The following is a 25,900-nucleotide window of genomic DNA, read 5'->3' on the forward strand; positions in this document are numbered from 1 at the left end:
CGCGGAGGCGTATTTTCCATGGCATGAGCGCCCGGGACCCCATCGCCGACCTACGCCGGATCGCATTCCTCCTGGAACGGGCGAACGAGGCGACCTACCGGGTCCGGGCGTTCCGCTCGGCGGCCACGGCCCTCGGCGCGCTGCCGGGGAGGGAACTGGCCGAGCGGGCCCGCGCCGGCAAGCTCACCGAGCTGTCCGGGGTCGGCGACGTCACCGCCCGCTGCGTGGCCGAGTCGCTCGCCGGCGAGGAGCCGGTCTACCTGCGCCGGCTGCTCGCCACGGAGGGCACGGACCTGGACGAGGCGGCCACCGCGTTGCGTACGGCGCTGCGCGGTGACTGCCACACCCACTCCGACTGGTCCGACGGCGGCTCACCCATCGAGGAGATGGCGCTCGCGGCCGTCGAGCTGGGCCACGAGTACGTGGTGCTGACCGACCACTCGCCCCGGCTGAAGGTGGCCCGGGGGCTGACCGCCGACCGGCTGCGCCGGCAGCTGGACCACGTGGCGAAGGTCAACGACGCGCTGCCGGAGGGCTTCCGGATCCTGACCGGCATCGAGGTGGACATCCTCGCCGACGGGTCGCTCGACCAGGACGAGGAGCTGCTGGCCCGCCTCGACGTGGTGGTCGGGTCGGTGCACAGCGGCCTGAACGACGACCGGGCGAAGATGACCCGGCGGATGCTGACCGCGATCGCGAACCCGCACCTGGACATTCTCGGCCACTGCACCGGGCGGATGGTGGCGTCCCGGCCCGCCGGGGTGAAGGGACCGGGCGACCGGGCGCACCGGCCGCGTACCCGGGCGGAGAGCGACTTCGACGCCGACGCCGTCTTCGCCGCCTGCGCGGAGCACGGGGTGGCCGTCGAGATCAACTCGCGGCCGGAGCGGCAGGACCCGCCGAAGCGGCTCATCCGCCGGGCGCTGGAGGCGGGCTGTCACTTCGCCGTCAACACCGACGCGCACGCCCCCGGGCAGCTCGACTGGCAGCGGTTCGGCTGCGAGCGCGCCGCACTGTGCGGGGTGCCCGCCGACCGGGTGGTCAACACCTGGGACGCCGACCGGCTGGTCGACTGGGCCCGCGGGCACGCCGCCGGCTGACCCCTGGCTGCCGTACCGCCGGACGGCGCCCTGGCCGGCGGCCCGGGCGATGGCCGGCGGCCCGGGCGATGGCGTCACGGCCGCTGTCGAGCTGCCCCGTCCATGGGACCGCGTCGCAGCGGGCCCGACGGCCCTCGTGGTGAAGGCCGGGACCGCTCAGCAGCGGGCAGCCGGCGCGGCAGGCACCGACGGGTCGGCCGACCCGGAGGAAACGGGCTGCACGGCGGCGGCCGGCACGGTGGCGGCATCGGCCGGCACGGTGGCGGCGACGGTGCCGGCATCGGCCGGCACGGTGGCGTCGGGCACGGACGGCTCGGGGGCCCGGGCCGTGGACGGCTCGGCGACACCGGCGGGTGCGGGCCGGCGACCGATCAGGCCCTGCGAGACGGCCACGCCGAACAGCACGATGAGCGCGCCCACCGGCTGGTGCCAGGTGAGCCGCTCGTCGAGGGCCAGGGCGCCGATCAGCACCGCGAACACCGGTACCAGGTAGGTCACGGTGGACGCGGTGCTCGCCCCGGCGACCCGGATGTTGCGCAGGTTGATGACGAAGGCGAGGCCGGTGCCGAGCGCGCCGAGCGCGAGCACGCTGGCGAGCACCTCGGCCGAGAGGCCGGTCGGGGCCGGCGGCGCCCCCGCCACCAGCGGCGCGACGACCGCGAGCTGGGCGGTCGCGACCAGCAGCTGCGCCGCCGAGAGCGAGAGCCCGGAGCGCGCGCTGCCGGCGACGAACTTCTTCTGGTACGGGATGGCGACGCCGTAGCAGGCGGCCGCGCCCAGGCACATGAGCTGCCCGGTGAAGTGGGCACCGCCCACCCCCTGCCAGACCCCGAGCACCACCAGCACCCCGGCGAAGCCCAGCGCCATGCCGACCGCCCGGCGTGCGGTCAGCCGCTCGGTGCGGAACACCAGCACGGCCAGCGGCAGCACGATGAGCGGGGTGGTGGCGTTCCAGATGCCCGCGAGCATCGACTCGACGCGCTGCTCGCCGTAGCCGAACAGGGTGAACGGCACGGCGACGCCGAACGCGGCGACCACGGTCAGGTGCGCCCAGACCCGGGGCTCGGCGGGCAGCCGGTCGCGGAGCACGACGAGCACCAGCAACAGGGTCGCCGCGCCGGCGGCGACCCGGTAGAGGGTGAGGTGGAGTGGATGCAGCTCCCCGATGCCGATCTTGATGAACAGGAAGCTGGAGCCCCAGATGGCGGCCAGCGCCAGAAACCCGGGCAGCCAGCTCCGCAGCGCCGCCCGGTCAGGAGTGGAATCCACTGTCACCCCTGACACTCTGCCGCAGCCGTACGACGAAGTCCCGCGACTTTTGGACGCCGTGTCGATCACCACAGAAACCGCCTACGCTGGTGACGCGTTGACCACCCCCGAGGAGGTGCACGCCGTGACGATGCCGATGCGTTTCGACCCGCTCGTCGACCTCGACGGCATGTGGACGACCGATTTCGCCGACCGATACCTCCCGTTGCCGGGGCTACCCGATGCGCGCTACGAGTGCATCGACGGGAGGTTGGTCATGACGCCCGCCGAGGTCGGCACGAACAGCTACGGCGAGACAAAGCTCGCCCGTCTGCTGTCACCCGCCGCGGAGACCAACAGGTTCTACGTGTTCGGGCAGGTGAATCTGACCTTCTCGCCGCGGCGCTGGGTCCAGCCCGACGTCACCGTCCTGCACGCGCTGCCGAAGACCGACGAGGAGGACCGGTGGATCCCGGCCCACCTCTGCACGATGGCGGTCGAGTTCGTCTCGCCCGGCAGCCGCCGGCAGGACTTCGTCGACGAGCCCATGCGGTGCGCGGAGGGGCGGGTGCCGTACTTCCTGCGGGTCGAACTCTCCCGCCGGCTGGGGCATGCCCAGGCGGAGCTCTTCACCCTCGGCAAGTTCGGCGGTTACGACACCGTCGCGAGGGCGGTCGGCGGTCGGCGGCTCTCGGCCGACCTGCCGTTCCCGATCGACTTCGACCCCGCCGAACTGCTGCCCTGAACACGCAGAACGCGTTCGACAACCCGGCGGTGCCCTCACGTAGGGTCGCAGCGTGGGACGAATCGATGACCTCGCGAACCGCTACGTGGCCGAATGGGCGCCGCTGAGCCCGATCGGCGCCACCTACGTCGGCATCGCCGGCTACGACAACCAGCTCGACGACCTGTCGCCCGACGGATACACGGCCCGCGCGGAGCTGATCCGGCGGACGCTGGCCGAACTGGACGTGACCGAGCCGGAGTCGGAGGCGGAGCGGACCGCCAAGGAGGCCATGCAGGAGCGGCTCGGTCTCGACCTCGCCCGCTACGACGCCGGCGAGGCGAGCAGCGAGGTCAACGTGATCTCCAGCGGTCTGCACGAGGTCCGCATGGTCTTCGACCTGATGCCGACCGAGGGCGACGACGCCAAGGCCGACGTGGCGGCCCGGCTCAACCGCTTCGCGAGCACCCTGGAGGGCTACAAGGCGACGCTGCGCGAGGCGGCCGCCGCCGGCCACGTCAGCGCCCGGGTCCAGCTCGTGGAGGTCGCCAAGCAGTGCGACATCTGGGTCGACCCGGACGGCGACAACTTCTTCCACGGGCTGGTCGAGCGGCTGGGCGCCGACGGCACCCTCGGCGCCGAGCTGCGGCGGGGCGCGGCGGCGGCCACTGCGGCGACGGCCGAGTTCGGCCAGTTCCTCCGCACCGAGCTGGCCCCGCTCGGCCGGGAGAAGCAGGCCGCGGGTCGCGAGCGCTACGAGCTGGCGTCGCAGTACTTCCTCGGCGCCAGGGTCGACCTCGACGAGACGTACGCCTGGGGGTTCGAGGAACTGGCCCGGCTGGAGGCCGAGATGCGGGCGGTGGCCGGCCGGATCGTCGGCCCCGGCGCCACCATCGACGAGGCGGTCGAGGCGCTCGACGCCGACCCCGCCCGGACGATCCGGGGCAAGGAGGCGTTCCGGGACTGGATGCAGGCGCTCGCCGACAAGGCCATCGGCGACCTGCACGGCACCCACTTCGACATCCCGGAGCAGGTACGCCGCATCGAGTGCTGCCTCGCCCCGACCAGCGACGGCGCGATCTACTACACCGGCCCGAGCGAGGACTTCTCCCGCCCCGGGCGGATGTGGTGGGCGGTGCCGCAGGGCGTCACCGACTTCTCCACCTGGCGCGAGGTGACCACCGTCTTCCACGAGGGCGTGCCGGGTCACCACCTCCAGGTCGCCCAGACCGCCGTCCGGGCCGAGCTGCTCAACCGCTGGCAGCGGCTGCTCTGCTGGGTCTCCGGGCACGGCGAGGGCTGGGCGCTCTACGCGGAGCGGCTGATGGACGAGCTGGGTTACCTGGAGGATCCGGGCGACAAGCTCGGCATGCTCGACGGGCAGGCGTTCCGGGCCGCCCGGGTGATCGTCGACATCGGCATGCACCTGGAGCTGGAGATCCCGAAGGACAACCCGTTCGGCTTCCACCCGGGCGAGCGCTGGACGCCGGAACTGGGCTGGGAGTTCATGCGGGCGCACTGCCGGGTGCCGGACGAGAACCTGCGTTTCGAGCTGAACCGCTACCTCGGCTGGCCGGGGCAGGCCCCCTCCTACAAGGTGGGCGAGCGGATCTGGCTCCAAGCCCGTGACGAGGCGAAGGCCCGCAAGGGCGCCGACTTCGACCTCAAGGAGTTCCACCGCCAGGCGCTCGACCTCGGCTCGCTGGGGCTCGACCCGTTGCGCAAGGCGCTCGCCCGCCTCTGAGCCCGGCGGTGCGGGGCCGGAGGGACACCGGCCCCGCACCGGGTGGTGGTGGAGTGAGGTCAGGAGAGGGTCAGCTGCAACGCCGGCCGGGCGGTCAGCGTGTCGCTGGTGACGAACGCCAGCTCCATGGCCGGCTCGGTGAAGGTGATCGGAACAGGTGACGTGATCGGCAGGCCGTCGGGGAACGGCAGGTCCGGGGTCAGCGTGATCTTGATGCCGAGCAGCCGCCCGACGAACCGGGTGGCGTAGAAGGCGACGTCCCCCTGCACCGTCAGGCGGTCCGTGGCGAACCGCACCGTCCGGCCGGCCGGCCCCGGCGAGCGGAGCAGGAAGTCGTCGGTGACCGCACGGTCCATGGTGAACTTCAACGCTCTCAGGCTGCCGTCGGCGGTGGGCAGGTCGACGATGCCCTCGAACCGCAGCCCGACCATGGTCACCTCCGAACCGCTGAGCTTCGACGGGACCGCCGCCACCATCGGCTGCCCCGGGTCGGCGGCGATCCGGGGCAGTGGCCTGCCCGGCACCACCTGCCCGGGTCGGCTCGGCTTCGGGCTGGCCGGGGCGCACCCCGGCCGGGAGCCGCCGGCCGACCCGTGGCCGTGGGGCGGACGCTCGGGGTGACGGTGGGGCGGACGCTCCGGTTGGTCGTGGGGTGCACGCCCGGGATGGCCGTGGGGCGGACGCTCGGCGTGGTCGACGGCGTCGCCCCGGGGGCCGCCTCCTCGTCGGCGTCCCGGCCGCCATCGAGGAGGTCGCCGATGCCGTCGAGGATGTCGCGGACGGCTTCGCGTCCGCCGCCCGTCCCCGGGGACAGGCTGGGGGCGGGCGGGGCGGGCGTTTCGGCCGGGGCCGGCGTCGCGCCCGGCGTGCCGGTCGGCGTGGGTCGCGTTCCGCCCTGGTCGGGAGCCGGGGTCGGGCAGGGCGCGGTCGGCGGCGCCACGGCGTGCACCAGCGTGGGACCGGGCGCGGCGAGGGCGACGGCGGCGGCGAGGCCGAGCAGCACCGGCAGCACCACGTACGGTCGAAGATCGCGCGGCCCGGCGGCGCACCGGATCGACCCAACCGCCGGCACGGCACTGGCAGGCCTGGTGCCGGCCGGCACGGCAGGCACCGGCTGGGCCAGCGCGGTCAGCAGGCCGCCCCAGAACGGTCGCGCCCGCCGCCAGCGGCGGAAGCCGTGCCACGCCTCGCGGAACCGGTCGCGCCACGCGGGCTGCGGATCGACGGTCGTCACGTACGCCTCCTGCCGGGACCAGAGGGGAGGGGTCGGGCCCGCGGAGCGAGACCCGTGGGCCTGCGGATCAGGTCAGGAGCATTCCTTGGCGTCCGCGCCGACGTCGACCTTCATCGTCAGTCCGGTCAGGTTGAAGATGCCGGCGTGGGTGGACCGGGCGACCTGCCGCACGTCCTTGATGACCACCGTGTCGGCCTGCTGCCCGAACGCCTTCGCGTCGCCCGTCGCGCCCGCCGGGCCGCCCGTGCGGGTCGGACACGATCGCGCCGGCGACGGCCGTCGCGGGCACCAGCATCGCGGCGAAGCGCCGCCACCGGGTGCGGCCCTGGTCGTCGAACCGATCCTGCACGGCTTCCTCCTCAGGGAACGTCGCGCGGGTCGCCGGTCGAGCGGCGACGGCCCCGCACCCGAGTCACCACAGTTACCGGCGAGTAACGAAACTGCGATGATGATGCCGCGCGGAGGCGCAGGTCACAAGGCCCGAATCGTCGTCCGTCGCAGCCAAGGACACGCTGGGTAGCGAGTGGCCGCGGAGGTATCCTCGACTACATCGGCATTGATCGATGATAGCCGCGCAAACCGGGCACATCTTCGTTCGGTGACGACAGTCCGTGACGAGCAGCGGCGCAGGTCACGGTTCAGTAACGACAAGGCCCTGCCTGCACAAGAGAGGCCGCCACCGTCGCCCCGCGTACGGGGGGAGACGGTGGCGGCCTGCCTCCTGCCGGTGGTCGGCGCCCCTAGGTGGACGCCGTCCACGGTCCGCTACCGGTGCCCGGCCTCGCCGTCGCGCACGGGCCCCCCGGAGGTGACCTGCTCGGACGACGCCCGCGGCGCGGGCGCCGTGGCGGCGTCGGCGTCGCCGTCGGCGCGGTGCCGCGCGGCGGCGGTGGCCCGGCGTCCGGCCAGCACCAGCCAGAGCCCGACGATCAGCGCCAGAGCGCCGACGACCGTCAGCACGAGCGGAATGGTCCGCCCGATCAGCAGCAGCTTGTCCCGGTTCTTACCGGCCGACTCGACGCTGTTGGCGATCGTCTGGTCGGTGTAGACGAAGTCGCCGTCCAGCAACGGGGTGCTCGCGCCCTGGTCCGGCACCAGCGTCTTCTTCTGCTGCTCGCGCACCTTGACGAAGTTGCCGCTGACCGGCTCGACCCAGATGGTGCGGGTGTTGCTGTACATCACCTTGCCGCTGGTCGCGCCCGGCGCGAACGCCCCGAGCAGGGCACCCACCCGCTCGGCCGGCATGCCCAGGTCGGTCTCCTCGATGACCTGCTGGAACCGGTACGCCTCCGTGCCGTTGATTTTTTCGGTGCCGTCGAACCGGATCGGCAGCGCCTTGCGCAGGTCACGGTCGAAATACTCGTAGTCCTTGCGCTCCGTGTTGAACGGGAACTTGTAGGTCTGACCACCGAAGGTGACCTCGCTCGGCCCCTCCGGGCCGTCGGCCTGGAGGAACTGCTTGTCCCAGTCGACCGCCGCGGCGGTCTTCCGGTCCAGGGCCAGCTCCGCGGAGTACTGGCTGATCACCTCGCCGGTCTGGACCCACTTAACCGTGCCGTACGCGCCCCAGACGACCGCCTTGCCCTCCAGGTCACCGGTCATCTCCGCCTCGGTGCTGCCGGCCTGCGGCGCCACCTCGGTGGTGGACTCCAGCCTGCCGGTCTGCACGGTCGGCGGGGCGTCCTTCTTGAGCTGCAGGAACTTGGCGTTCTCCGCCACCGCGACGCTCGGCTTCAGGCAGCCCTCGGGCTTGCCCTCCGCGTTGCACAGCTTGAGGTCGTACGGCAGTTTCGTCACCGTCGGCGCCACGAAGAACGCCGCTCCCGCGGCGAGCACGAGACACAAGACGCCTATTCCGAACAGCACGGCGCCCAGACGAGCCTTCACTGATCCTCCCAACAAAGACAGTCAGCCGGTGTCCGGCGAGCGGTCCTGTCCCTAAACTTGGCCGCAGGTTACTCCCGGGTTACATATTCACGCGACCCTCTGGACGGTTGATGTCTGCCCCAACTCCGGATCACGACCTCCGCCGACTGCCCGCGCTGGACGCCGTACGGGTGATCGGCGCGCTGGCCGTCGTCGGGCACCACGTCGGGTTCGCCACCGGTGCGAACACCGGCGACTCGGGGCTGGGCAGCTGGTTGTCCCGCCTCGACGTGGGCGTCGCCGTCTTCTTCGTGCTCTCCGGCTTCCTGCTCTTCCGCCCGTACGCCCACGCGTCGGCCACCGGGCAGCGGTCCCCCTCCGCCCGGCGCTACCTGTGGCGCCGCGCCACCCGCATCCTGCCCGCCTACTGGCTGACCGTGGTGGTCTGCCTGCTGGTGCTGCCGCAGAACCAGCCGGCCTCCGCCGGTGACTGGTGGCGGCACCTGACGCTGACCCAGATCTACGAGCCCCGGCAGTTGCGCCACGGCCTGAGCCAGACCTGGAGCCTCGCCACCGAGGTGACCTTCTACCTGCTGCTGCCGCTGCTCGCCGTGCTGCTGATGCGGCGGCGCTGGCGGCCCGGCCGGTTCACCGTCCTCATCGTCGCGGCGGGGCTGGCCATCACCGCCGGCTGGGTGGCCCTGATGGGATCAGGTCTGCTCGACCTGGGCCTGCACACCATGTGGCTGCCCTCGTACGCCGGCTGGTTCGGCGCCGGCATGGCGCTGGCGACCGTCCACGTGTCGCTGCGCACCGGCACCGGTCACAGCTGGCGGTGGCTCGACGACCTGGGCGCCGCGCCGCTGGCCTGCTGGTCGGTCGCGCTGGCCGCCCTGGCCGTGGCCACCACGCCGATCGTGGGTCCCCGCGACCTGGCCGAGCCCACCGCCGCCCAGTTCGGGCTGAAGATGGCGCTGTACGCCCTGGTGGCGGTGATGATGGTGCTACCGGTGGCGTTCGGGCCGGCCACCCGCACCAAGGCCGTCCTCGGCGGCGCCGTCGGCCGGTGGCTCGGCCGGGTGTCCTACGGGCTGTTCCTCTGGCACCCGTTCGTGCTGGAGGGGGTGTACATCGTGGGCGACCGGCCGAACTTCACCGGCGACACGGGCGAGATCTTCCTGCTCACCGTCGCCGGTGGGCTGGTCCTCGCCGCCATCAGCTACTACGCCGTCGAGCGCCCCTTCCAACGCTGGAACGCCCCCCGGCCGCGCCGAGGCGCAAGCACGAGGGAGAACCAGAGCACCGTCACGGCGGCGACCGCCGCCAACTGAGGCGCCGCGTCGGTGTGCCCGCCCCGGGTCACCGCGTACCAGCCGGCCAGCCCGAAGCAGGCCACCGGCAGCCAGCGTCCGGCCAACCGGTAGAACCGGCGCAGCCCGCGCCGGTCCGGCGGGTGCAGTTGCGGCGCCAGCGCGTGGCCAGCCACCACGCCGGCCGCCGCCAGCAGCGCCACCGCGACCGCGGCCAGGCCGCCGACCAGCAGCAGCGCCGCCCCGCCGAACACGAGGGCGAGCAGCCGGTGCCGGCGTCGACGCGGCGGCCCCGCCACCGGCGCCGGCACGCCCCGGCTCGGGAGCAGGGCGGCCAGCGCGACCCCGCCCAGCGCGATCGCGCCGGCGCCCAGCGCCAGGACGTACCCGTCGTCCGGGGCGAACCGCAGCAGCACCTCGCCGGAGAACCCGGCCGGCACCAGCCAGCCCTGCTGCCAGCCGTCCACCACGAACGGGGTGAGTCGCTCGCCGCCCGCGGTGGCCTCCCACCCGGCGTTCGCGTTCTCCCGCAGGGCCAGCACCCGCTGACCCGGGTACCCGTCCAGGTGCAGCGACCGGCGGGTGGCCGACCAGCCGTCCACCCGGACCGGGGTCTGCACGGCGTCCGCCACCTGCGCCGAGCCGGCGACGCCCGCCGAGCCGGCCGCGCTGCCGTCGGAGGGCCCCGGAACCACGGCGTGCGGGGTCAGGACGAGCCGGGTGGGCGTCGCCAGCCGGCTCGCCGCCGCCACCACCCGCACCTCTCCGCCGGCCAGCGGCAGCGGATCCTTCGCGCCGGCGCCGCACAGGAGCGCGTCCACCTCGCGCAGCTCCGCCAGCTCCCGGCGGCTGGCCACCAGCGCCGTACGGCGCCGTACGGCGCCGACCTCGACGGTGGGCCCGCTGCCGCAGGGGAGCGTGACGCGCGCCTCCGGGTCGTTGCGGGGCACCGGTCCGTCCGGCAGCACGGTCAGCTCGCCGACGCCGACCGGCAGTCCCTGCGACAGCCGCCGGTACGGGTCGAAGGTGTTGGCCGGCACCACGTCGGAGATCAGCACGGTGATCTCGTCCGTCTTCAGCGGCCGGTCGAAGACCAGGCTCCCGCCCTCGTCGAAGACGCCGCCGCGCATGCCGCCGTCCCCGATCACGGTCGCCTGCCACGGGCGGGCCGCCGCCGCGGTGGGCGGCAGGGTCACCTTCAGCCCGGCGATCTGGCGGGCCTTCGGCCAGGTCAGGCGCAGCCACGGCTGCCGGTCGGAGCCGGCGGCGTACCAGGTCGTCGCCGGGTCGCCGTCGACCACCGCGCCCGGCCGGGCCGCGGGGTGGGAGACGCCGACGCTGGAGGCGGCGACCACCGGGGTGACCCCGCGCGCGACGGCCGCCGCCCCGCCGCCGTCGAGCAGCGCGTTCAGCGCGCCGCCCGCACGCGGGCGCACCCGCAGCGCGACGTCGTAGCCGGCGGCGACCGGCAGGCTCAGCGTCCGGTCGATCCGGTCGCCGTCCTCGGACTCCCGGACGAGCCCGCCGTCGCAGATCGGCCGGCCCTCGTCGAAGACGCAGGGCGAGGCGCCGGCGGCGGCGGTGAGCACCACGGACGCCGGGGCGGCGGTCGCCGGGGGCGCCGGCACGGCCAGGGTGCGCTCGGCCCGCACGCCCGGGATGGTGACCTCGGCGATGCCGACGCCGCCGAAGCCGGCCCGGATGTCGAAGACCTCGTCGATGGAGATCCGCACCCGCCGGGTCGGATAGCCGGCGGGCACGGTGACCTGCACGCTCTGGCCCGGGTTCTCCACCACCGCCTGCTGGTTGCCGGCGCTGACGGTGATCCTCGTGGGCAGGGCGTCGGCGCCGGTGTCGAAGACGATGCCCACCTCGCGGACCACCTGCGGCTCGATCAGCTCTACCTCCAGCCACTGCTCGGTGGTGACCGTCCCGGGCGCCGAGCGCCAGGCGGTGGCGAGGCTGCCGTCGAGCGCCGCGTACGGCTGGTGCGCCGGCCGGCCGCCGACCAGCGGCTGCGCGTCGGACCAGGAACTCGACGCGGTGACCGACCCGATGCCCAGGTAGCGCACGGTGGTGGCCTGGTCCTCGCCCCACGGCGGCAGGTAGTCGCGGGCGGGCGCGCCGAGCCTCGCCTCGTCGGCCGACGTCATCGTCGCCGAGGCGTTGTCGTGCGGCTGCCCGAACGCGACCTCGCGCCGGCGCATCCCGTCGGTGAGCACCACCGGGCCGTCGGCCAGCCCCGCCGGCCGATCCCCGGCGAGCACCGTCGGGGCGTCGGAGAGCCGGCCGGCCGCCGCGATCTGGAGCAGTGACTCCGGCCCGCCCACCACGGTGGTCAGGCCCTTCGCGTCGTACGCGACGACGGGGCTGACCGGCTGGGCGACCTCGTACACCTCCAGGGCCCGGACCTTCACGTCGAGTCCGTGGTCGACGAAGTTGCCGGGCAGTTGGCCGCCGCCGACCTCCGGTCCGAAGGCCCGCACCGGACGAATACCGGGCGAGCGTTGCAGCGCCTGCCGGACCACCACCGGTTGGGTGGCGCCCGAGCGCCCGTAGTCGAGGTCGGAGCGGAGCAGCAGGTAGCGCACGCCGGAGCGGGCCAGCACATCGGCCAGCCCGGCGGAGCCCTCGCCGTTGGCCAGCGCCGACTCGACGGCGTCGAGCAGCCGGATCGTGCCCGGCGGGGTGAGCGGCACCGAACTGCGTACCGCCCAGGGGCTCTCCAGCAGCGGCTGGGTGACCTCGTCGCTCGGGCTGCCCCACAGGTAGCGGGGGAAGCGGGCGGCGGGCACCACCAGCACCCGGTCGTCGCCGAGGTTGCGGTCCAGCCAGGAGGTCGCCTGGTGCCAGTAGCCGGGCACCTCCCGGAAGCTGCCCTGGGCGGGCAGTCCGGCGGCCAGTGCCGGCGCGGCCACCCCGGCGACCGCGACGAGGGCGGTGCCGGTGACCAGCACGGCGCGCAGCCGCACCGGCTGGAGCAGGCGGGGCAGGCCCGGATTCACATCGGGCCGGTCGCCCGCGCGGGCCGCCCGGGCCACCAGCCCGAGCAGGTGGGCGAGCCCGAGGATGAGCGGCAGCCGCAGCACCACGTCGAACTTGTGCACGTTGCGCAGCGGCGCGCCGGCCGCGTCGAGGAAGTCCCGCTGCGTCTGGGCGCCGAACCCGTCGACCGCGCCGAGGTGGCCGAGCCCGACCAGGGCCAGCCCGACCAGCAGGCCGGTGACCAGGAAACGCCGGTGCGGCATCCCGCGCCGGGCCAGACCGGCGAGGCCCAGGCCGGCGACCACCAGGGTGGCGACCACCAGCGGCTGCTCGGTGGCCAGCCGCCACCCGGCCGACCAGGACGGCCCGTAGGCGCCGTTGAGGTACGCGTGCCAGTGCGAGGCGCCGCGTAGCACGGTGGTCATGTCGGTGGGGGCCGTGGTGACCGGCGCCGTCTCGATGTAGTCGAGGAACGGCGGACTGTACCGGCCCAGCAGCAGCAGGGGCACCAGCCACCAGGCGGTGGCGGCGCCCACCGCCAGTCCCCAGGCGACCAGCGCCCGGATCCGCAGCCGGAACGGGTGCAGGCCGACCAGCCAGAGACCGGCCAGCGGCACGACGGCCAGCACCGCCGTCGCGTTGACGCCACCGGCGCACGCCACCACCAGCGCGGACAGGGTGACCGCGCGGCGTACGGAGCCACCCCGGGCCAGCCCCACGAGGGGCACCAGCACCCAGGGCGCGAGGGCGCTCGGCCACGCCTCCACCGAGATCGGGCCCAGCTCGGTGACCAGCCGGGGGGAGAGCGCGAAGGCCACCCCGGCGACCAGGCGGGCGGCCGGCGTGCCGATGTGCAGCCGCTCGGCCAGCCGGACCACGCCGGTGCAGGCCACCGTCATGAGCAGCGCCCACCAGAGCCGCTGCACCACCCAGGCCGGGATGCCGAGTTCATCGCCGAGCAGGAAGAACGGGCCCATCGGCCAGAGGTAGCCGTACGCCTGATTCTGAAGCTGGCCGAAGGTGCCGTCGGGGTCCCACACGTGCAGGGCGCGGCTCAGCCATCCGGCCGGATCGACCGCCAGGTCCACCTTCGTGTCGATGACGATCATGCCCGGATCCTGGAGGAACGCCAGGGCCGACAAACCGAGACAGACCGCGACCAAGCGCAGACGCCACACCCTTCTCGATGTGACGTCCGGTCGGTCGGTCAGCTCCGGGCGGGCCGGCGCCTGCTGCATTTCGCCTCCGATCGGGGCATTGCGGGGGGCGTGACGAAGCCCATAGTGTGACGCGACGCGAAGACTACTCGGCAGTAGGAGTAAGTGTGGAAGCACCGCCTGCCGCCACCCGGCACGTACTTTTCCTCAACTGGCGTGACACCCGGAACCCGGAGGGCGGCGGTTCGGAGGTGTACGTCGAGCGGATCGCCGGTGAACTCGTGCGCCGGGGCCACCGGGCCACGCTGCTCTGCGCCACCCACTCCGCCGGCCCCGCCGAGGAGGTCACCGCCGCCGGCGTACGGGTGCTGCGGCGCGGCGGTCGGCACACCGTCTACCTGCGCGCCGCGCTCGTCTACCTGGCCGGCGCGTTGGGCCTCGGGCCGCTGGCCCGACGGCGGGGCGGTCGCCCCGACGTGATCGTGGACGTCGGCAACGGCCTGCCCTTCCTGTCCGCCCTGTACGCCCGCCGGCCGGTGATCGCTCTGGTGCACCACGTGCACCGCGAGCAGTGGCCGGTGGTGCTGGGCCGCTGGCTGGCCGGCTTCGGCTGGTGGGTCGAGTCCTGGCTCGCCCCGCGCGTCTACCGCCACTGCCAGTACGTGACCGTCTCCACCGCCACGCGGCAGGAGCTGGCCACCCTCGGCATCGACCCGTCCCGGGTCGCCATCGTGCACAACGGCACGCCCGACATGACGGTCGGGCCGGTGCCGCGCACCCCGCACCCGTCCCTGGTGGTGCTCGGTCGGCTGGTCCCGCACAAGCAGGTCGAGCTGGCCCTGCACGCGCTCGCCGGGCTCGCCGGCGAGTTGCCCGGGCTCAGCCTCGTGGTCGCCGGCCAGGGCTGGTGGGAGCCGCAGCTGCGCCAGCTCGCCGAAGAGCTGGGCGTCACCGACCGGGTCCGGTTCACCGGCTTCGTCAGCGACGCCGAGAAGCGGGAGCTGCTGGCCAGCGCGTGGGTCGCGCTCACCCCCTCGCTCAAGGAGGGCTGGGGGCTGACCATCGTGGAGGCCGGGGCGGTCGGCACGCCGACGGTGGCGTTCCGCGGCGCCGGCGGCGTCGAGGAGGCGCTCGTCGACGGCGAGACCGGCCTGCTCGCCGACGACGTCGACGACTTCGTCGCCAAGGTGCGGCTGCTGCTGACCGACGACGGCCGGCGCACCACGATGGGCACGGCGGCGCGGGCGCACGCGGCCCGCTTCACCTGGCCGGTCTCGGGCGAAAAATTCGCGGCCCTCGTGACGAGGGCCGCGAACGTTCGGGCTGTGGTGCCGGCGGAGCAGTTGGAGCCGGTGGAACCGTCCTACCTCGTGCCGTAGACCAGCGGCTTGTTGGCGCCGCCACCGCCGTCCGAGCTGGTCCGCGCGGCCTGCTCGGCCTTCGCGGCCTCGGACGACGAGGTGCCGGTGAGGGTGGTGGCCAGCGCCACCGACCCGAAGACGCCGAGAGCGACCGCGATCACTCCGGCGAGAACCAACGAGAGAGCACTGCGCATGGTGCTGACTTCCTCCTCGTGAGCTGCGTGCGCGGGACGTTACCACCAAGTAGCGTCAGTGGGGAGGGCCGCGAGGACGATCGATACCGGCCCGGCGGCGGGAACCGGCGGCAGCTCACCGCGCACCGGGGCCGCGCGCGGCCGGGTTCTCGTACAGGGTCAGGTCCTCGCCGGCGTACACCTCGCGCAGCCCGACCAACGCCGCCGGGTCCGCCCGCTGCCCGCCGGCCACCCGTTGCACCACCACCCAGCGCACCCCGGTGTCCCGCACCGGGGCACCGGCGTCGAGCACCCGCCGCACCTGCGCGACACGTGGGTTCTCCCCGCTCACCTCGCTCGTGCCCACCCAGAGCGTGTCGTCGACGAGGACGTCGGCGTCGACGTAGCGGGGCAGCGGGTCGAGCGCCGTCCGGCCCCCGTTCCAGGGATACGCCCGGTATGAGCCCAGCGGCAGCGAGAGCACCTCGCCCGGCTGGCCGTCGAGGCGGGCGGCGACGGCGTCCCAGTCCGCCGGATAGACCACCGGCCGCAGCCGGCCGGCCGCGCCGAACGCCAGGTCCGGCAGGACCACCACCGGCAGCGCCAGCGCCCCGGCCAGCACCGCGCCCGCGCCGGCCCGCCCGGTCCGGCCCGCCGCCCCGGCCAGCCGTTCCGCGCCGAGCGCGAACCCCAGGGCGACCAGCAGGGCGTACGGGACGAGGAACTTCTGCCCGTCGCGCAGCACCCCGGCTCCCGGCACCGTGGCCACCAGCCACTCCAGCGACGCGCCCAGGCCGGGCAGCACGCCCAGGGCGGCGAGCAGGAAGCCACCGGCCGCCAGCACGGCGAGCCGGTCGCCGAACCCGTCCGGCCACCGGCGGCGCAGCGCCCGGTAGCCGAAGACCGCCAGGGCCAGCACGACGGCGGTGGCCAGCGGCGCCAGCGGCGACGACCGGCTCGCCGGCGTGGTCTGCGCGTTCCAGATCCCGCCGGTGCCGGCCAGGGCGCCGAGCGCTCCGCTCCAGTTCTCCGCCCGCGCCGCGAACGCCGCCACCCCGTCGGGGTCGGTCCGGGCGTCGGCCCGGGTCAGTGCCGCCGCCACCAGCCAGGGCGCGTTCAGCAGCAGCACCGCCGCGATCGCGACGGCGCCGACCCGGCCCCCGCCCCGTCGCGGCACCAGCACGACGGTGGCGGCCAGCGCGATGAGCCCGCCGGTCGGGGTCACCGCGGCGAGGGCGGCGGCCAGCACCAGCAGCGGCAGGGCCCGCCGCTCACCGGCCCGCAGCCGGATCACCGCCAGCACCAGCCAGGGCAGCGACGCGTACGCCAGGAGCAGGCCCCAGTGCCCGATCAGCAGCCGCTCCGCCAGGTAGGGAGTCCACGCGTACCCGACGGCGGCCACCAGCCGGGTGACCGGGTGCCGGGCCGGCACCAGCAACCCGGCGCCGACGGTGGCGAGCAGCAGCACCGCGACCAGCGCCAGCCGCTGCACCAGCCACCCGGGCACCACCTGGCTCGCCAGCGACACCAGGGCGTCCAGCGGCACCGCCCGGGGCAGCGAGTCGGACGGGGCGACGAGTTCGGCGCGCCACGGCTGGTGCGGCACGAAGACCATGTCGTAGCTGAGCACGTAACCGGGTGCCGCCAGCGGAGCCAGCACCAGCAGGGTGACGGCCAGCCCGAGCCCGACGAGCACCGACCTCTCCCGCAGGGTTGACCTCCTCATTACGCTGACCGGGCGTGGCACCGGCGTGGCGCCACTGTACGCGCGCCCGTTGCACAGCCGGGAGTGCCGGCGACACGGGACGGTTGATGGGTACGGATTCGGAGCAACCCGGCCGGGCGAGGAGTCTCGGCACCGCCGGCGTCGCGGTGACGCTGGCCGGCGTGTTCGTCAACGGGCTTGCCTACGTGGTGCCCGTCCTCGGCGCGCGGCACCTCGATCCGGCGGAGCTGAGCGCGCTCGCCACGCTCCTGGCGCTGGGTGCGATCGGCGGCGTGGCCAGCACCGGGCTCCAGATCGCGGTCGCCGTGCACCGGGCCCGGCACGGTCGCGCCGCCACCGCCCGACCGACCCTGCTCACGGTGCTCGTCTCCGCCGCGCTGCTCGCCCTGGCGCTGCCGGTGGCCGCCGTCCAGCTCCGGCTGTCCGCCCCGGCGGTGCTGCTGCTCGGCGTGCTCACCGTGGCGGTCGTGGCGGCCGGCCGCTGGCTCGGCGAGTTGCAGGGCGACCAGCGCTTCCTGCGCCTCGCCGGCGGCATGGCGCTGCTCGGCGCCGGCCGCTACGGGGGAATGGTCGCCGGGCTCTCGCTCGGCGGCGGGCTCACCGGGTCGCTGCTGGCCGGCGCGCTCACCTCGGTCCTGGTGCTGGCCCTGCTGGTACGCCTCAACCGGGGCGCCGGCATCGACCCGACCGTGCCCTCCCTCGCCACCCGGACGGTGCTCACCGCCAGCGGGGCCACCCTGGCGATGCTGGTGGTCTCCTACGCCGATCTCCTGCTCGCCCGCCGCTTCCTGCCGCCGGACGTCTCCGGCACCTACGCCGTCGGCACCGTGCTGACCAAGGGGGCCCTGTGGGCGCCGCAGGTGGTGACCGTGATCGCGCTGCCCCGGCTGGCCAGGGGTGACCGGCGGGCCCTGCTCACGGCGCTGGCCCTGGTCGCCGGCGCCGGGGCGGTGCTGGTGCTCGGCTCGGCGCTCGCCGGCGGGCTGGCCTTCCGCCTGGCCGGGGGCCCCGCCTATGCCGCCGCCGGCCGTTACGCCCCGCTCTTCGCCGCCACCGGCGCCCTGTACGCGGTCGTGTTCATCCTGGTCAACGCCCGGGTCGCGGCGTCGGCCCGGTGGCCCGCCGCTCCGCTGTGGACGTCCACGGCGATCTTCGTGGCCGCCGTCGCGACCGTCGTGCCGCGGACCGTCGCCGGGATCGCCGGGGCCGCCCTGGCGACGGCGGCGGTCACCGCCGTCGTCACCGGATTCCTGACATTGGCCTACGAACGGGACAGCAGGCCGAAACGCACCCGTACGGCCACTACCACCCCAGCGGGAGGACATGTCACAGTGCGGGACGGATAACCAGGAGACGGGGGTTTCTGGTGAGCGTCAGCACGGCCACGACCGGATCCGGGCCAGGGAAGGGCCGCACCCACGCACGCTGGTTGCTCGTGTTGTACGCGACCGCGCTGGTGCTCACCCTGACGGCCGGCGTACCGGGCCGGGCGCGGGCCGAGGGCGGCATGTCGGCCGACCGGCTCACCGCTCTCTTCGAGCGCTACGGCGACACCTCCGGCCGGTGGAACGGCGCCGACCGGACGGCCTCGGTCCGGCTCCCGGACGGCCGGCTCCTCTGGCTCTTCTCCGACACCTTTCTCGGCCCCGTGGGCCCAAACGGTTCCCGCCCCCGCACCGCGTCGTTCATCAACAACTCGGCCGTGGTGCAGCAGGGCGACGAGCTGCGCGAGACGGTGCACGGCGGCACCGCCGACGACCCCGCCTCGCTGGTGCCGCCGCCGGCCGCCGACCAGTTTTACTGGATCGGCGACGCCCAGGTCGTGGGCGAGATCCTCCAGGTGCTGGTCAACCGCTACCGCCGGACGGGCGACGGCCCGCTGGACCACGTCCTGCTGGGCACCTCGCTGGCGACCTTCGCACTGCCCGGCCTGACGCCCACCGGGGTCCGGCCGCTGCCGCTCGGGGAGCGCATCTCGTGGGGCTCCACCCTGCTGCGCGACGGCGGACACACCCTGATCTACGGCACCGAGGCGAGCGGCGAGACGAAGTTCGCGCATGTCGCCCGGGTCGCCGGGACCGACCTGAACGGCCCGTGGGAGTTCTGGACGGGCACCGGCTGGGCGCCCACGGCGGACCGGTCCGCCCGCATCCTCAGCGGGGTCGGCACGTCGTACGGGGTGCAGCGGGTCGGCGACCGGTACGTGCTCGTGACCCACGAGAACAACCTGGTGTTCAGCGCCGACCTGGTGGCGTACTCGGCCGACGGGCCGACGGGTCCGTTCGACGGGCCGGACTACCTGCACCGCGCGCCCGAGACCGACGCCGGGCACCTCGTCTACGACGCCGACCTGCACCCCGACCTGGCTCGTCCGGGCAAGCTGCTGGTCTCCTACAACGTCAACAACGTCGACGACGCCGTGACGTACGCCGACGCCGGCCTCTACCGGCCGCGCTTCGTCGAGGTCGGCTGGCCCCGCCCCCGGCCGGACCGGGCCGACGTGCCGCCGGCGCCGGCGGCGCTCACGGCCGAGGCGCGGGGCGCGGGCAACGCCGAGCTGCGGTGGCGTCCCGTCCCGACCGACGACGAGCTGCGCTACCTGGTGCACCGCCGGAACGTGACCGCCGGCCAGACCCACTTCGTGCGGATCGGCGAGCCGACCGTCGAGCCCCGCTCCTCGGCCGACTTCCTGGTCAACGGGCACCAGTACGAGTTCCGGGTGACCGCCGTCGGTCGGCGCGGCGAGGGCCCTCCCTCGCCCGTGGCGCGGATGACCGCCACCGTGCCGCCGCCACCGCCGCCGGGCGGGGTGCGGGCCGAGGCCGGCCGCACCGGGGACGTCGCGGTGCACTGGGAGCCGGTGCCGTTCGTCCAGCTGTTCCGGCTCTACCGGCGCGACGTCACGGCGGGGCAGCGGGAACCGGCCCTCGTCGGCTCGTTCACCGGCACCAGCGCGACCGTCAGCTCGCTGTGGCACGCCCGGACGTACGAGTTCACCCTCGTCGCGGTCGGCGGCGGCGGGGACAGCCCGCCCTCGACGCCCGTCCGGGCCACCGCCTCGGTCAGCCCGCCGGCCGCGCCGGCCCGGCTGACCGTCCAGGCCCAGCCGGACGGCAACCTCCGGCTCGGCTGGGCCAACCTCGGGCCCGGCGTCTCCTACCGGGTGTACCGGCGCGACGTGACGGCGGGCCGGAGCCGCCTCGGCTCGCCCGCACTCGAGACCCGGCCGAGCCACCTCGCCCGTCACCTGGAGCACGGCCACGAGTACGAGTTCGCCGTCAGCGCGGTGGACCGCGACCGCGAGGGTCCGCTCTCCCCGCCGGTGCGGGCGCAGGCGCGCTTCACCGCGCCGACGGTGGTGCCGACCGACCTGCGGGTGACGAAGCTCGGGCTGGGCGAGGTGGAGCTGACCTGGCGGTCGGCCAATCCCGGCGGATGGCACCGCGTCTACCGGCGGGACCTCACCGCCGGGGAGCGGGAGTTCACCGAGGAGGAGGTGCCCGTGCAGGGCACCGAGGCCACCATCCGCCAGCTGCGCAACGGCCACGAGTACGAGTTCGTGGTCGCCGCGGCCAACCAGGCCGGTGCCGGGCGGCAGAGCAGGCCCGTCCGGGCCGTCCCGCGGCTGCCCACGCCGGCCGGGCTGGCGGCGACGGCAGCCGGCAACGGCGAGGCCCGGCTGACCTGGCGTCCGGCGGGGCCGGGCCTCGCCTACCGCGTCCAGATGCGGGACGTCACGTCCGGCGGGGAGTGGCGGACGGACCCGGTGCCGGTCGGCGGGACGGACTTCACCGCCGTGCTGCTGGTCCGCGGGCACCGCTACGAGTTCCGGGTCGCCGCCACCGACGGCGTCGACACCGGTACGCCGTCCGCGCCGGTCGCCGTGCTCGTCCGCTGAGAGACCGGCGGCGGCCGCGTCGCGCTGGACGAGCTGGCCCGGTCAGGCCCCGGCGGCGAGCCAGGAGTGCAGCAGGTGGTGGTCGATCGAGTCGGCGCGGCCCAGCGGCCGTCCGGCGGCCGCCCGCTCGCGCAGCTCGTCCCGGGTGAACCAGCGCGCCTCCAGCAGCTCCTCGCCGTCCACCCGCACCTCCTCGGACGCGGCGGTGGCCCGGAAGCCGACCATCAGGCCGGCCGGGAAGGGCCACGCCTGCGACCCCACGTACGCCAGGTCGGTCACCGTCACGCCGGCCTCCTCGGCCATCTCCCGCCGGACGGCGTCCTCCAGGCTCTCGCCCACCTCGACGAAGCCGGCGAGCGTCGAGTACGCCCCCTCGGGCGCGCCCGCGTGCCGGGCCAGCAGGCAGCGGTCGGGGGCGCCGGGCGCCTCGATCAGCACGATGACCGCCGGTTCGATCCGGGGGAAGAGGAGCCGGCCGCAGTCCGCCCGCGCGCACGACCGGACGTGTCCGCCGCCCCGGGCGACGGTCGACGCCCCGCACGTGCCGCAGAAGCGCTGCTGGCGGTGCCAGTGCAGCAGCCCCCGCGCGTACGCCTGGACGGCCGCCCCGGCCGGGGCGAGCCGGCCCACCAGCGCCCGGACGTCCACGGCGGCGTCCGCCACCGCCACCTCGACGGCGGCGGCCTCGGGCAGCCCGGAGAGGTCGACGGCGAAGACGGCCGAGCCCTCGTCCATGCCCAGGAAGACGGTCTCGTCGGCGACGGCGAGCGCCTTGGCCGCCCGTTCCCCGGTCAGCCGCACCGGCACGTCCCCCGCGACCAGGCAGCGGTCCCGCCAGAGCGGCAGCAGGGTGCTCGCCGGGTCCGCCAGCAGCGCGGCGATCCGTTCCGGGTCGGTACGCAGTTCCCCCGCCCGGTCCAGCCAACCGCCCCCGTACGCCAGGACCGCCTCGTCCGCTCCCATGCCCCTACCGTGCCATGCCCGCCGGCCCGCCCGACGACCGGCCGGTGTCCCCCGACACGCCGTGCGACACGCCGCGACGCGACGGGTGGGGCGCTGGCTCCCGCCCCGCCGCAGCGCCGGTTACCGTAGGTGTCTTCCGGGCGGAGGCGCGCTCCCCCGTTGTGGTACGTCCGATCGAGGTGACCGTGACGCTGTACGGCGAGCAGACTCCACCCGCCGACGACCGGCCCACCGTGCAGGTCAAGGCTGTGACCTGGCCCGGTGACGAGCCGGAGCCGGCCGCGCCGGCGGGCAGGCCGGGCGGGTCACGGTCCCGCCGGTTCCGCCTGCTGCTGGCCGCCGGGGCCGCCGCGGCGGTGCTGGCCTCCGTGGCGGGGGCGGGCGCCTACGCGTACGCCGGTGACGTGCCGCGCGGGACGACGGTGCTCGGCGCGGAGCTGGGCGGCCGGAGCCGCGCGGACGCCGCCCGGGAGTTGCGGACCGAGCTCGAACGCCGCGCCGGCACGCTCAACGCCCCGCTGTCGGTACGCGTCGGCGAGCGGACCGCCACGATCGACCCGGCCACCGTCGGCCTGGCGGTCGACGTCGACGCCACCGTGGCGGCGGCGGCCGAGGCCGAGGCGCACGCCGTCGACCGACTCGTGGGGTCCCGGGCGGTGCAGCCGGTGGTGACCGTGGACGCGGCCCGGCTCGACGCCGCCCTGGAGAAGGTCGTCGGCGACCAGGGCCGGAAGATGACCATGCCGGCGATCACCTGGAAGGGCACCACGCCGAAGGCGGTGCACCCGAAGCCGAGCCTCGCGCTGGATCCGGAACGGTCGGCGCAGGTGGTGCGGGAGGGCTGGCTCAGCGGCCAGCCGGTGACCGTGCCGCTGGTCGAGACGCACCCGGCGACCACCATCGAGGAGGTGGACCGGCTGGTCGCCGAGCTGGCGAAGCCGGCCGTCGCCGCCCCGGTCACGCTGACCACCGGCAAGGGCTCGGTGCAGATCCCGCCGAAGGCGATCGCGAGGAGCCTCCGGTTCACCGCCGACAAGGCCGGCAAGCTGACCCCGCAGGTCGACGTGAAGCGGCTGCGGGCCGCGCTCGGCGACGAACTGGCCGCGATCGAGGTGCCGCCGAGGGACGCCCGGATGACCATCTCCGGCGGCAAGCCGAAGGTCGTCGACGGCAAGCCCGGGCAGCAGCTCGACAGCGCGGCCCTCGGCCGCGACCTGCTCGCCGTCCTGCCGAAGGCCGACGACCGGAAGGTCACCGGCGAGCTGAAGCCGGCGGAGCCGGAGCTGACCGCGGAGAAGCTGGCCGGCCTGGGCATCAAGGAGCGGGTCTCCACCTTCACCACGCACTTCACCGGTGGGCTCTCCTCGCCGCGCAGCCAGAACATCGTCACGATCGCGAAGGACGTGGACGGCACGGTGGTGCTGCCCGGCGAGACGTTCTCGCTCAACGGGCACACCGGCGAGCGCGGCTACGCCCAGGGCTACCGGGACGCCCCGGTCATCCTCGACGGCAAGCTGGTCCCGGGGGTTGGCGGCGGCACCTCGCAGTTCACCACGACGCTGTTCAACGCGACGTACTACGCCGGGCTGGAGGACGTCGAGCACAAGCCGCACTCGTACTGGTTCAGCCGGTACCCGGCGGTCATCGAGTCGACCATCTTCTGGCCGGACCTGGACTTCAAGTTCCGCAACAACACCGAGCACGGCGTCCTGATCGACACCTCCTACACGTCGAGTTCGATCACCGTGTCGATCTGGAGCACGAAGATCTGGGACAGCGTGAAGACCGAGTACAGCCCGCGCCGCAACATCACCCACCCGAAGACGGTCTACCTGGAGCCCGGCCCGACCTGCATCCCTGCCAGCGGCAGCCAGGGGTTCACCCAGGACGCCTTCCGGGTGTTCAAGAAGGACGGCAAGGTCGTGAAGCGGGAGAAGTTCACCTGGCGCTACTCCGCCGAGCCGCGCTTCATCTGCGGCCGGGAGCCGTCCTGACGGCCGCCTGACTCACGCTCGGGGAAGCCCCGCCGGCCACGTCGCCGGCGGGGCTTCCTCCTGTCGTACGCGCACCGCGTCGCGGCCTCCGTGGGGTGCCGCGGCCGGTCCCTACGCCTGCCCTACCGGTGCCGGAACCACAGGTTGGGCTCGGTGTAGGTGCCCTGGTCGAGCTCGCGGTCGACACGCAGCGGGGCGAGACCGTCGGGGATGACGTAGTCGCCGCTGTCGGGGAAGACCATGCCGGTCCACTGCTCCCACTCGGCGACGGTGCCGGTCATGGTCTGCGACCGGGGCGCCGCGGCGATCAGCCGGCCGCCGAGCCGCCAGTGTGTACGCACCCAGGGATCGAGCGGGGCGCCGTCCTCGCGGGTCCAGGTGGCGAACCGCTCGATCGGGGTCAGGGGGTAGCGGGCCTTGAGCGTGGGCCGCACCGGGGCGACGACCCGCGGCCAACCCCGCTGGTCGGCCAGCGACCGCAGAGCCGTGAGCACGTCACCGGCCAACCCCCGGCCGCGTAGGTCGGGGCGGACCTGGGCGGCCATCACCACCAGGGTGTCGGGGCTCTCGCCGCGGTCGTGGCCGCCGAGGGCGTGCTGCAGCGAGTCGGTGTATCCCTCTGGCAGCTGCGCCGGTTCGCCGTCCCAGCGGATCGGCACACCCCATCCCGCCGCCACCAGTTCGTCGTCGCCGTCGAGCAGCACCAGCTCCAGGTCGGCGAACACCTCCCGTACGCGGCCGAGATGACGACTCGCCTGCCGGTCGGCGCCGATGAAGGCCGGCCAGCCACCGGAAAAGAGCCGCCGCATCTGGTCGTCAGGCCGGGGCCGGACCTTCAGGGGTTCCACGACGGTCCGCACAGCGCCCTCCCCGCGACGGTCCGCGCGTCCTTGCCGCTGTTGGTCGACAGGGTCGGCGTTTCCGTTTGTGGTGTTCGTTTCCTCGTGGCGGTCGGCCGCCTCTTCTCCCGGCTCGCCCGTGAGCCGCGAAAAGGTCCGTAACGCAGTTCAGGGCCACCCCGAAAGGGGTGGCCCTGAACCGAAAGATTGTCCGGCGGTGTCCTACTCTCCCACACCCTCCCGAGTGCAGTACCATCGGCGCTGGAGGGCTTAGCTTCCGGGTTCGGAATGTAACCGGGCGTTTCCCCTCCGCCATGACCGCCGTAACTCTATCGACATGTCAAACAACACCACAACACGAGTGGTCTGTTGTTCGTTCATCGAGAGTTGCACAGTGGACGCGTAGCAGCTTAGTAGTCAAGTCCTCGGCCTATTAGTACCGGTCAACTGAACCCGTTACCGGGCTTACATTTCCGGCCTATCAACCCAGTCGTCTAGCTGGGGGCCTTACCCCACCAAGGTGGGTGGGATACCTCATCTTGAAGCGAGCTTCCCGCTTAGATGCTTTCAGCGGTTATCCCTTCCGAACGTAGCTAACCAGCCGTGCCCCTGGCGGGACAACTGGCACACCAGAGGTTCGTCCGTCCCGGTCCTCTCGTACTAGGGACAGCCCTTCTCAAGTATCCTACGCGCACGGCGGATAGGGACCGAACTGTCTCACGACGTTCTAAACCCAGCTCGCGTACCGCTTTAATGGGCGAACAGCCCAACCCTTGGGACCTGCTACAGCCCCAGGATGCGACGAGCCGACATCGAGGTGCCAAACCATCCCGTCGATATGGACTCTTGGGGAAGATCAGCCTGTTATCCCCGGGGTACCTTTTATCCGTTGAGCGACACCGCTTCCACTCGCAAGTGCCGGATCACTAGTCCCGACTTTCGTCCCTGCTCGACCTGTCAGTCTCACAGTCAAGCTCCCTTGTGTACTTGCACTCAACACCTGATTGCCAACCAGGCTGAGGGAACCTTTGGGCGCCTCCGTTACCCTTTAGGAGGCAACCGCCCCAGTTAAACTACCCACCAGACACTGTCCCTGAACCGGATAACGGTCCGAAGTTAGATACCCAAATCAACCAGAGTGGTATTTCAAGATTGCCTCCACCCATACTGGCGTATGGACTTCACCGGCTCCCACCTATCCTACACAAGCTAATTCGGATACCAATGTCAAGCTATAGTAAAGGTCCCGGGGTCTTTCCGTCCTGCCGCGCGTAACGAGCATCTTTACTCGTAATGCAATTTCGCCGGGCCTGTGGTTGAGACAGTGGGGAAGTCGTTACGCCATTCGTGCAGGTCGGAACTTACCCGACAAGGAATTTCGCTACCTTAGGATGGTTATAGTTACCACCGCCGTTTACTGGCGCTTAAGTTCTCCGCTTCGCCCCGAAGAGCTAACAGGTCCCCTTAACGTTCCAGCACCGGGCAGGCGTCAGTCCATATACATCGAATTACTTCTTCGCATGGACCTGTGTTTTTAGTAAACAGTCGCTTCCCCCTGCTCTCTGCGGCCATACAACG

17 protein-coding genes, 2 rRNA genes and 1 pseudogene (1 of these 20 running past the window's edge) are annotated in these 25,900 nt (G+C 73.5%); 9 read left to right on the forward strand and 11 right to left on the reverse strand.

Annotated features, from left to right (window positions below; genetic code table 11):
* The first annotated feature begins 23 nt into the window (after positions 1 to 23).
* Complete coding sequence (locus DER29_RS33705; RefSeq protein WP_121401715.1) at positions 24 to 1,100, forward strand: PHP domain-containing protein; 1,077 nt, start codon at positions 24 to 26, stop codon at positions 1,098 to 1,100.
* A 156-nt stretch (positions 1,101 to 1,256) separates the two neighbouring features.
* Here the strand turns inward: DER29_RS33705 and DER29_RS33710 are convergent, their stop codons facing one another.
* Entirely contained in the window at positions 1,257 to 2,375 is a 1,119-nt protein-coding gene (locus DER29_RS33710; protein ID WP_121401716.1) for a DMT family transporter, read from the reverse strand.
* A 91-nt stretch (positions 2,376 to 2,466) separates the two neighbouring features.
* On the opposite strand from DER29_RS33710, the gene DER29_RS33715 reads away from it, so the two are divergent.
* The gene (locus tag DER29_RS33715; protein WP_148710170.1) at positions 2,467 to 3,093 is read left to right on the forward strand and encodes a Uma2 family endonuclease; all 627 of its coding nucleotides are present in this window, start codon (positions 2,467 to 2,469) and stop codon (positions 3,091 to 3,093) included.
* A gap of 52 nt (positions 3,094 to 3,145) precedes the next feature.
* Positions 3,146 to 4,816, forward strand: a complete 1,671-nt coding sequence (locus DER29_RS33720) for a DUF885 domain-containing protein (protein ID WP_121401718.1) — start codon at positions 3,146 to 3,148, stop codon at positions 4,814 to 4,816.
* 59 nt (positions 4,817 to 4,875) lie between these two features.
* Here the strand turns inward: DER29_RS33720 and DER29_RS33725 are convergent, their stop codons facing one another.
* Positions 4,876 to 5,247, reverse strand: coding sequence for a hypothetical protein (locus tag DER29_RS33725; RefSeq protein WP_121401719.1), 372 nt, complete (start codon positions 5,245 to 5,247; stop codon positions 4,876 to 4,878).
* Between DER29_RS33725 and DER29_RS34390 the strand changes: the two genes are divergently transcribed.
* Complete coding sequence (locus tag DER29_RS34390; RefSeq protein WP_121401720.1) at positions 5,246 to 5,437, forward strand: hypothetical protein; 192 nt, start codon at positions 5,246 to 5,248, stop codon at positions 5,435 to 5,437. The genes DER29_RS33725 and DER29_RS34390 overlap by 2 nt on opposite strands.
* Before the next feature lie 685 nt (positions 5,438 to 6,122).
* Here the strand turns inward: DER29_RS34390 and DER29_RS35885 are convergent.
* Both DER29_RS35885 and DER29_RS33740 read right to left on the reverse strand, forming a co-directional pair.
* Positions 6,123 to 6,236: a hypothetical protein gene (locus DER29_RS35885; protein ID WP_233600322.1), complete on the reverse strand. Its 114-nt coding sequence runs from the start codon at positions 6,234 to 6,236 to the stop codon at positions 6,123 to 6,125.
* Positions 6,237 to 6,815: 579 nt separating this feature from the next.
* On the reverse strand, positions 6,816 to 7,937 hold the full coding sequence (locus DER29_RS33740; protein ID WP_158619139.1) for a DUF3068 domain-containing protein: 1,122 nt from the start codon (positions 7,935 to 7,937) through the stop codon (positions 6,816 to 6,818).
* Between the two features lie 110 nt (positions 7,938 to 8,047).
* Here DER29_RS33740 and DER29_RS33745 point away from each other — a divergent pair, with 110 nt between their 5' ends.
* Entirely contained in the window at positions 8,048 to 9,247 is a 1,200-nt protein-coding gene (locus DER29_RS33745) for an acyltransferase (protein ID WP_121401722.1), read from the forward strand.
* Here the strand turns inward: DER29_RS33745 and DER29_RS33750 are convergent.
* On the reverse strand, positions 9,139 to 13,449 hold the full coding sequence (locus DER29_RS33750; protein ID WP_121401723.1) for an alpha-(1->3)-arabinofuranosyltransferase family protein: 4,311 nt from the start codon (positions 13,447 to 13,449) through the stop codon (positions 9,139 to 9,141). The genes DER29_RS33745 and DER29_RS33750 overlap by 109 nt on opposite strands.
* An 86-nt stretch (positions 13,450 to 13,535) precedes the next feature.
* Between DER29_RS33750 and DER29_RS33755 the strand changes: the two genes are divergently transcribed.
* On the forward strand, positions 13,536 to 14,747 hold the full coding sequence (locus tag DER29_RS33755) for a glycosyltransferase family 4 protein (RefSeq protein WP_121401724.1): 1,212 nt from the start codon (positions 13,536 to 13,538) through the stop codon (positions 14,745 to 14,747).
* On the opposite strand, the gene DER29_RS34030 is transcribed toward DER29_RS33755, so the two are convergent.
* A complete protein-coding gene (locus DER29_RS34030) occupies positions 14,732 to 14,923 on the reverse strand; it encodes a hypothetical protein (protein WP_148710173.1) in 192 nt (63 codons plus the stop codon). The genes DER29_RS33755 and DER29_RS34030 overlap by 16 nt on opposite strands.
* 139 nt (positions 14,924 to 15,062) lie before the next feature.
* A pseudogene (locus DER29_RS33760) lies at positions 15,063 to 16,628 on the reverse strand (hypothetical protein); the annotation flags it as partial.
* An 86-nt stretch (positions 16,629 to 16,714) separates the two neighbouring features.
* Between DER29_RS33760 and DER29_RS33765 the strand changes: the two are divergent.
* On the forward strand, positions 16,715 to 17,974 hold the full coding sequence (locus tag DER29_RS33765; protein ID WP_148710175.1) for a polysaccharide biosynthesis protein: 1,260 nt from the start codon (positions 16,715 to 16,717) through the stop codon (positions 17,972 to 17,974).
* A gap of 89 nt (positions 17,975 to 18,063) precedes the next feature.
* Positions 18,064 to 20,526, forward strand: coding sequence for a DUF5005 domain-containing protein (locus tag DER29_RS33770; protein WP_121401727.1), 2,463 nt, complete (start codon positions 18,064 to 18,066; stop codon positions 20,524 to 20,526).
* A gap of 42 nt (positions 20,527 to 20,568) precedes the next feature.
* Here DER29_RS33770 and nudC read toward each other — a convergent pair whose 3' ends face one another.
* On the reverse strand, positions 20,569 to 21,489 hold the full coding sequence (nudC, locus tag DER29_RS33775) for an NAD(+) diphosphatase (RefSeq protein WP_121401728.1): 921 nt from the start codon (positions 21,487 to 21,489) through the stop codon (positions 20,569 to 20,571).
* Between the two features lie 179 nt (positions 21,490 to 21,668).
* Here nudC and DER29_RS33780 point away from each other — a divergent pair, with 179 nt between their 5' ends.
* On the forward strand, positions 21,669 to 23,483 hold the full coding sequence (locus DER29_RS33780) for a VanW family protein (RefSeq protein ID WP_121401755.1): 1,815 nt from the start codon (positions 21,669 to 21,671) through the stop codon (positions 23,481 to 23,483).
* Positions 23,484 to 23,605: 122 nt separating this feature from the next.
* Here DER29_RS33780 and DER29_RS33785 read toward each other — a convergent pair whose 3' ends face one another.
* The 3 genes from DER29_RS33785 to DER29_RS33795 form a co-directional block, all read right to left on the reverse strand.
* The gene (locus tag DER29_RS33785; protein WP_233600323.1) at positions 23,606 to 24,343 is read right to left on the reverse strand and encodes a hypothetical protein; all 738 of its coding nucleotides are present in this window, start codon (positions 24,341 to 24,343) and stop codon (positions 23,606 to 23,608) included.
* 188 nt (positions 24,344 to 24,531) lie between these two features.
* Positions 24,532 to 24,648, reverse strand: a 5S ribosomal RNA gene (rrf, locus tag DER29_RS33790).
* Positions 24,649 to 24,735: 87 nt separating this feature from the next.
* Positions 24,736 to 25,900, reverse strand: a 23S ribosomal RNA gene (locus DER29_RS33795) (it continues 1,942 nt past the right edge of the window).

Source organism: Micromonospora sp. M71_S20 (assembly GCF_003664255.1).
Lineage (GTDB): Bacteria > Actinomycetota > Actinomycetes > Mycobacteriales > Micromonosporaceae > Micromonospora.

Bases quoted from the DNA above. Each gene is read 5' to 3' on its own strand.
- DER29_RS34390 (WP_121401720.1), top strand. From the start codon at position 5,246: ATGGTCACCTCCGAACCGCTGAGCTTCGACGGGACCGCCGCCACCATC.
- DER29_RS33705 (WP_121401715.1), top strand. From the start codon at position 24: ATGAGCGCCCGGGACCCCATCGCCGACCTACGCCGGATCGCATTCCTC.
- DER29_RS33745 (WP_121401722.1), top strand. From the start codon at position 8,048: ATGTCTGCCCCAACTCCGGATCACGACCTCCGCCGACTGCCCGCGCTG.
- DER29_RS33725 (WP_121401719.1), bottom strand. From the start codon at position 5,247: ATGGTCGGGCTGCGGTTCGAGGGCATCGTCGACCTGCCCACCGCCGAC.
- nudC (WP_121401728.1), bottom strand. From the start codon at position 21,489: ATGGGAGCGGACGAGGCGGTCCTGGCGTACGGGGGCGGTTGGCTGGAC.
- DER29_RS33750 (WP_121401723.1), bottom strand. From the start codon at position 13,449: ATGCAGCAGGCGCCGGCCCGCCCGGAGCTGACCGACCGACCGGACGTC.
- DER29_RS33765 (WP_148710175.1), top strand. From the start codon at position 16,715: ATGGGTACGGATTCGGAGCAACCCGGCCGGGCGAGGAGTCTCGGCACC.
- DER29_RS34030 (WP_148710173.1), bottom strand. From the start codon at position 14,923: ATGCGCAGTGCTCTCTCGTTGGTTCTCGCCGGAGTGATCGCGGTCGCT.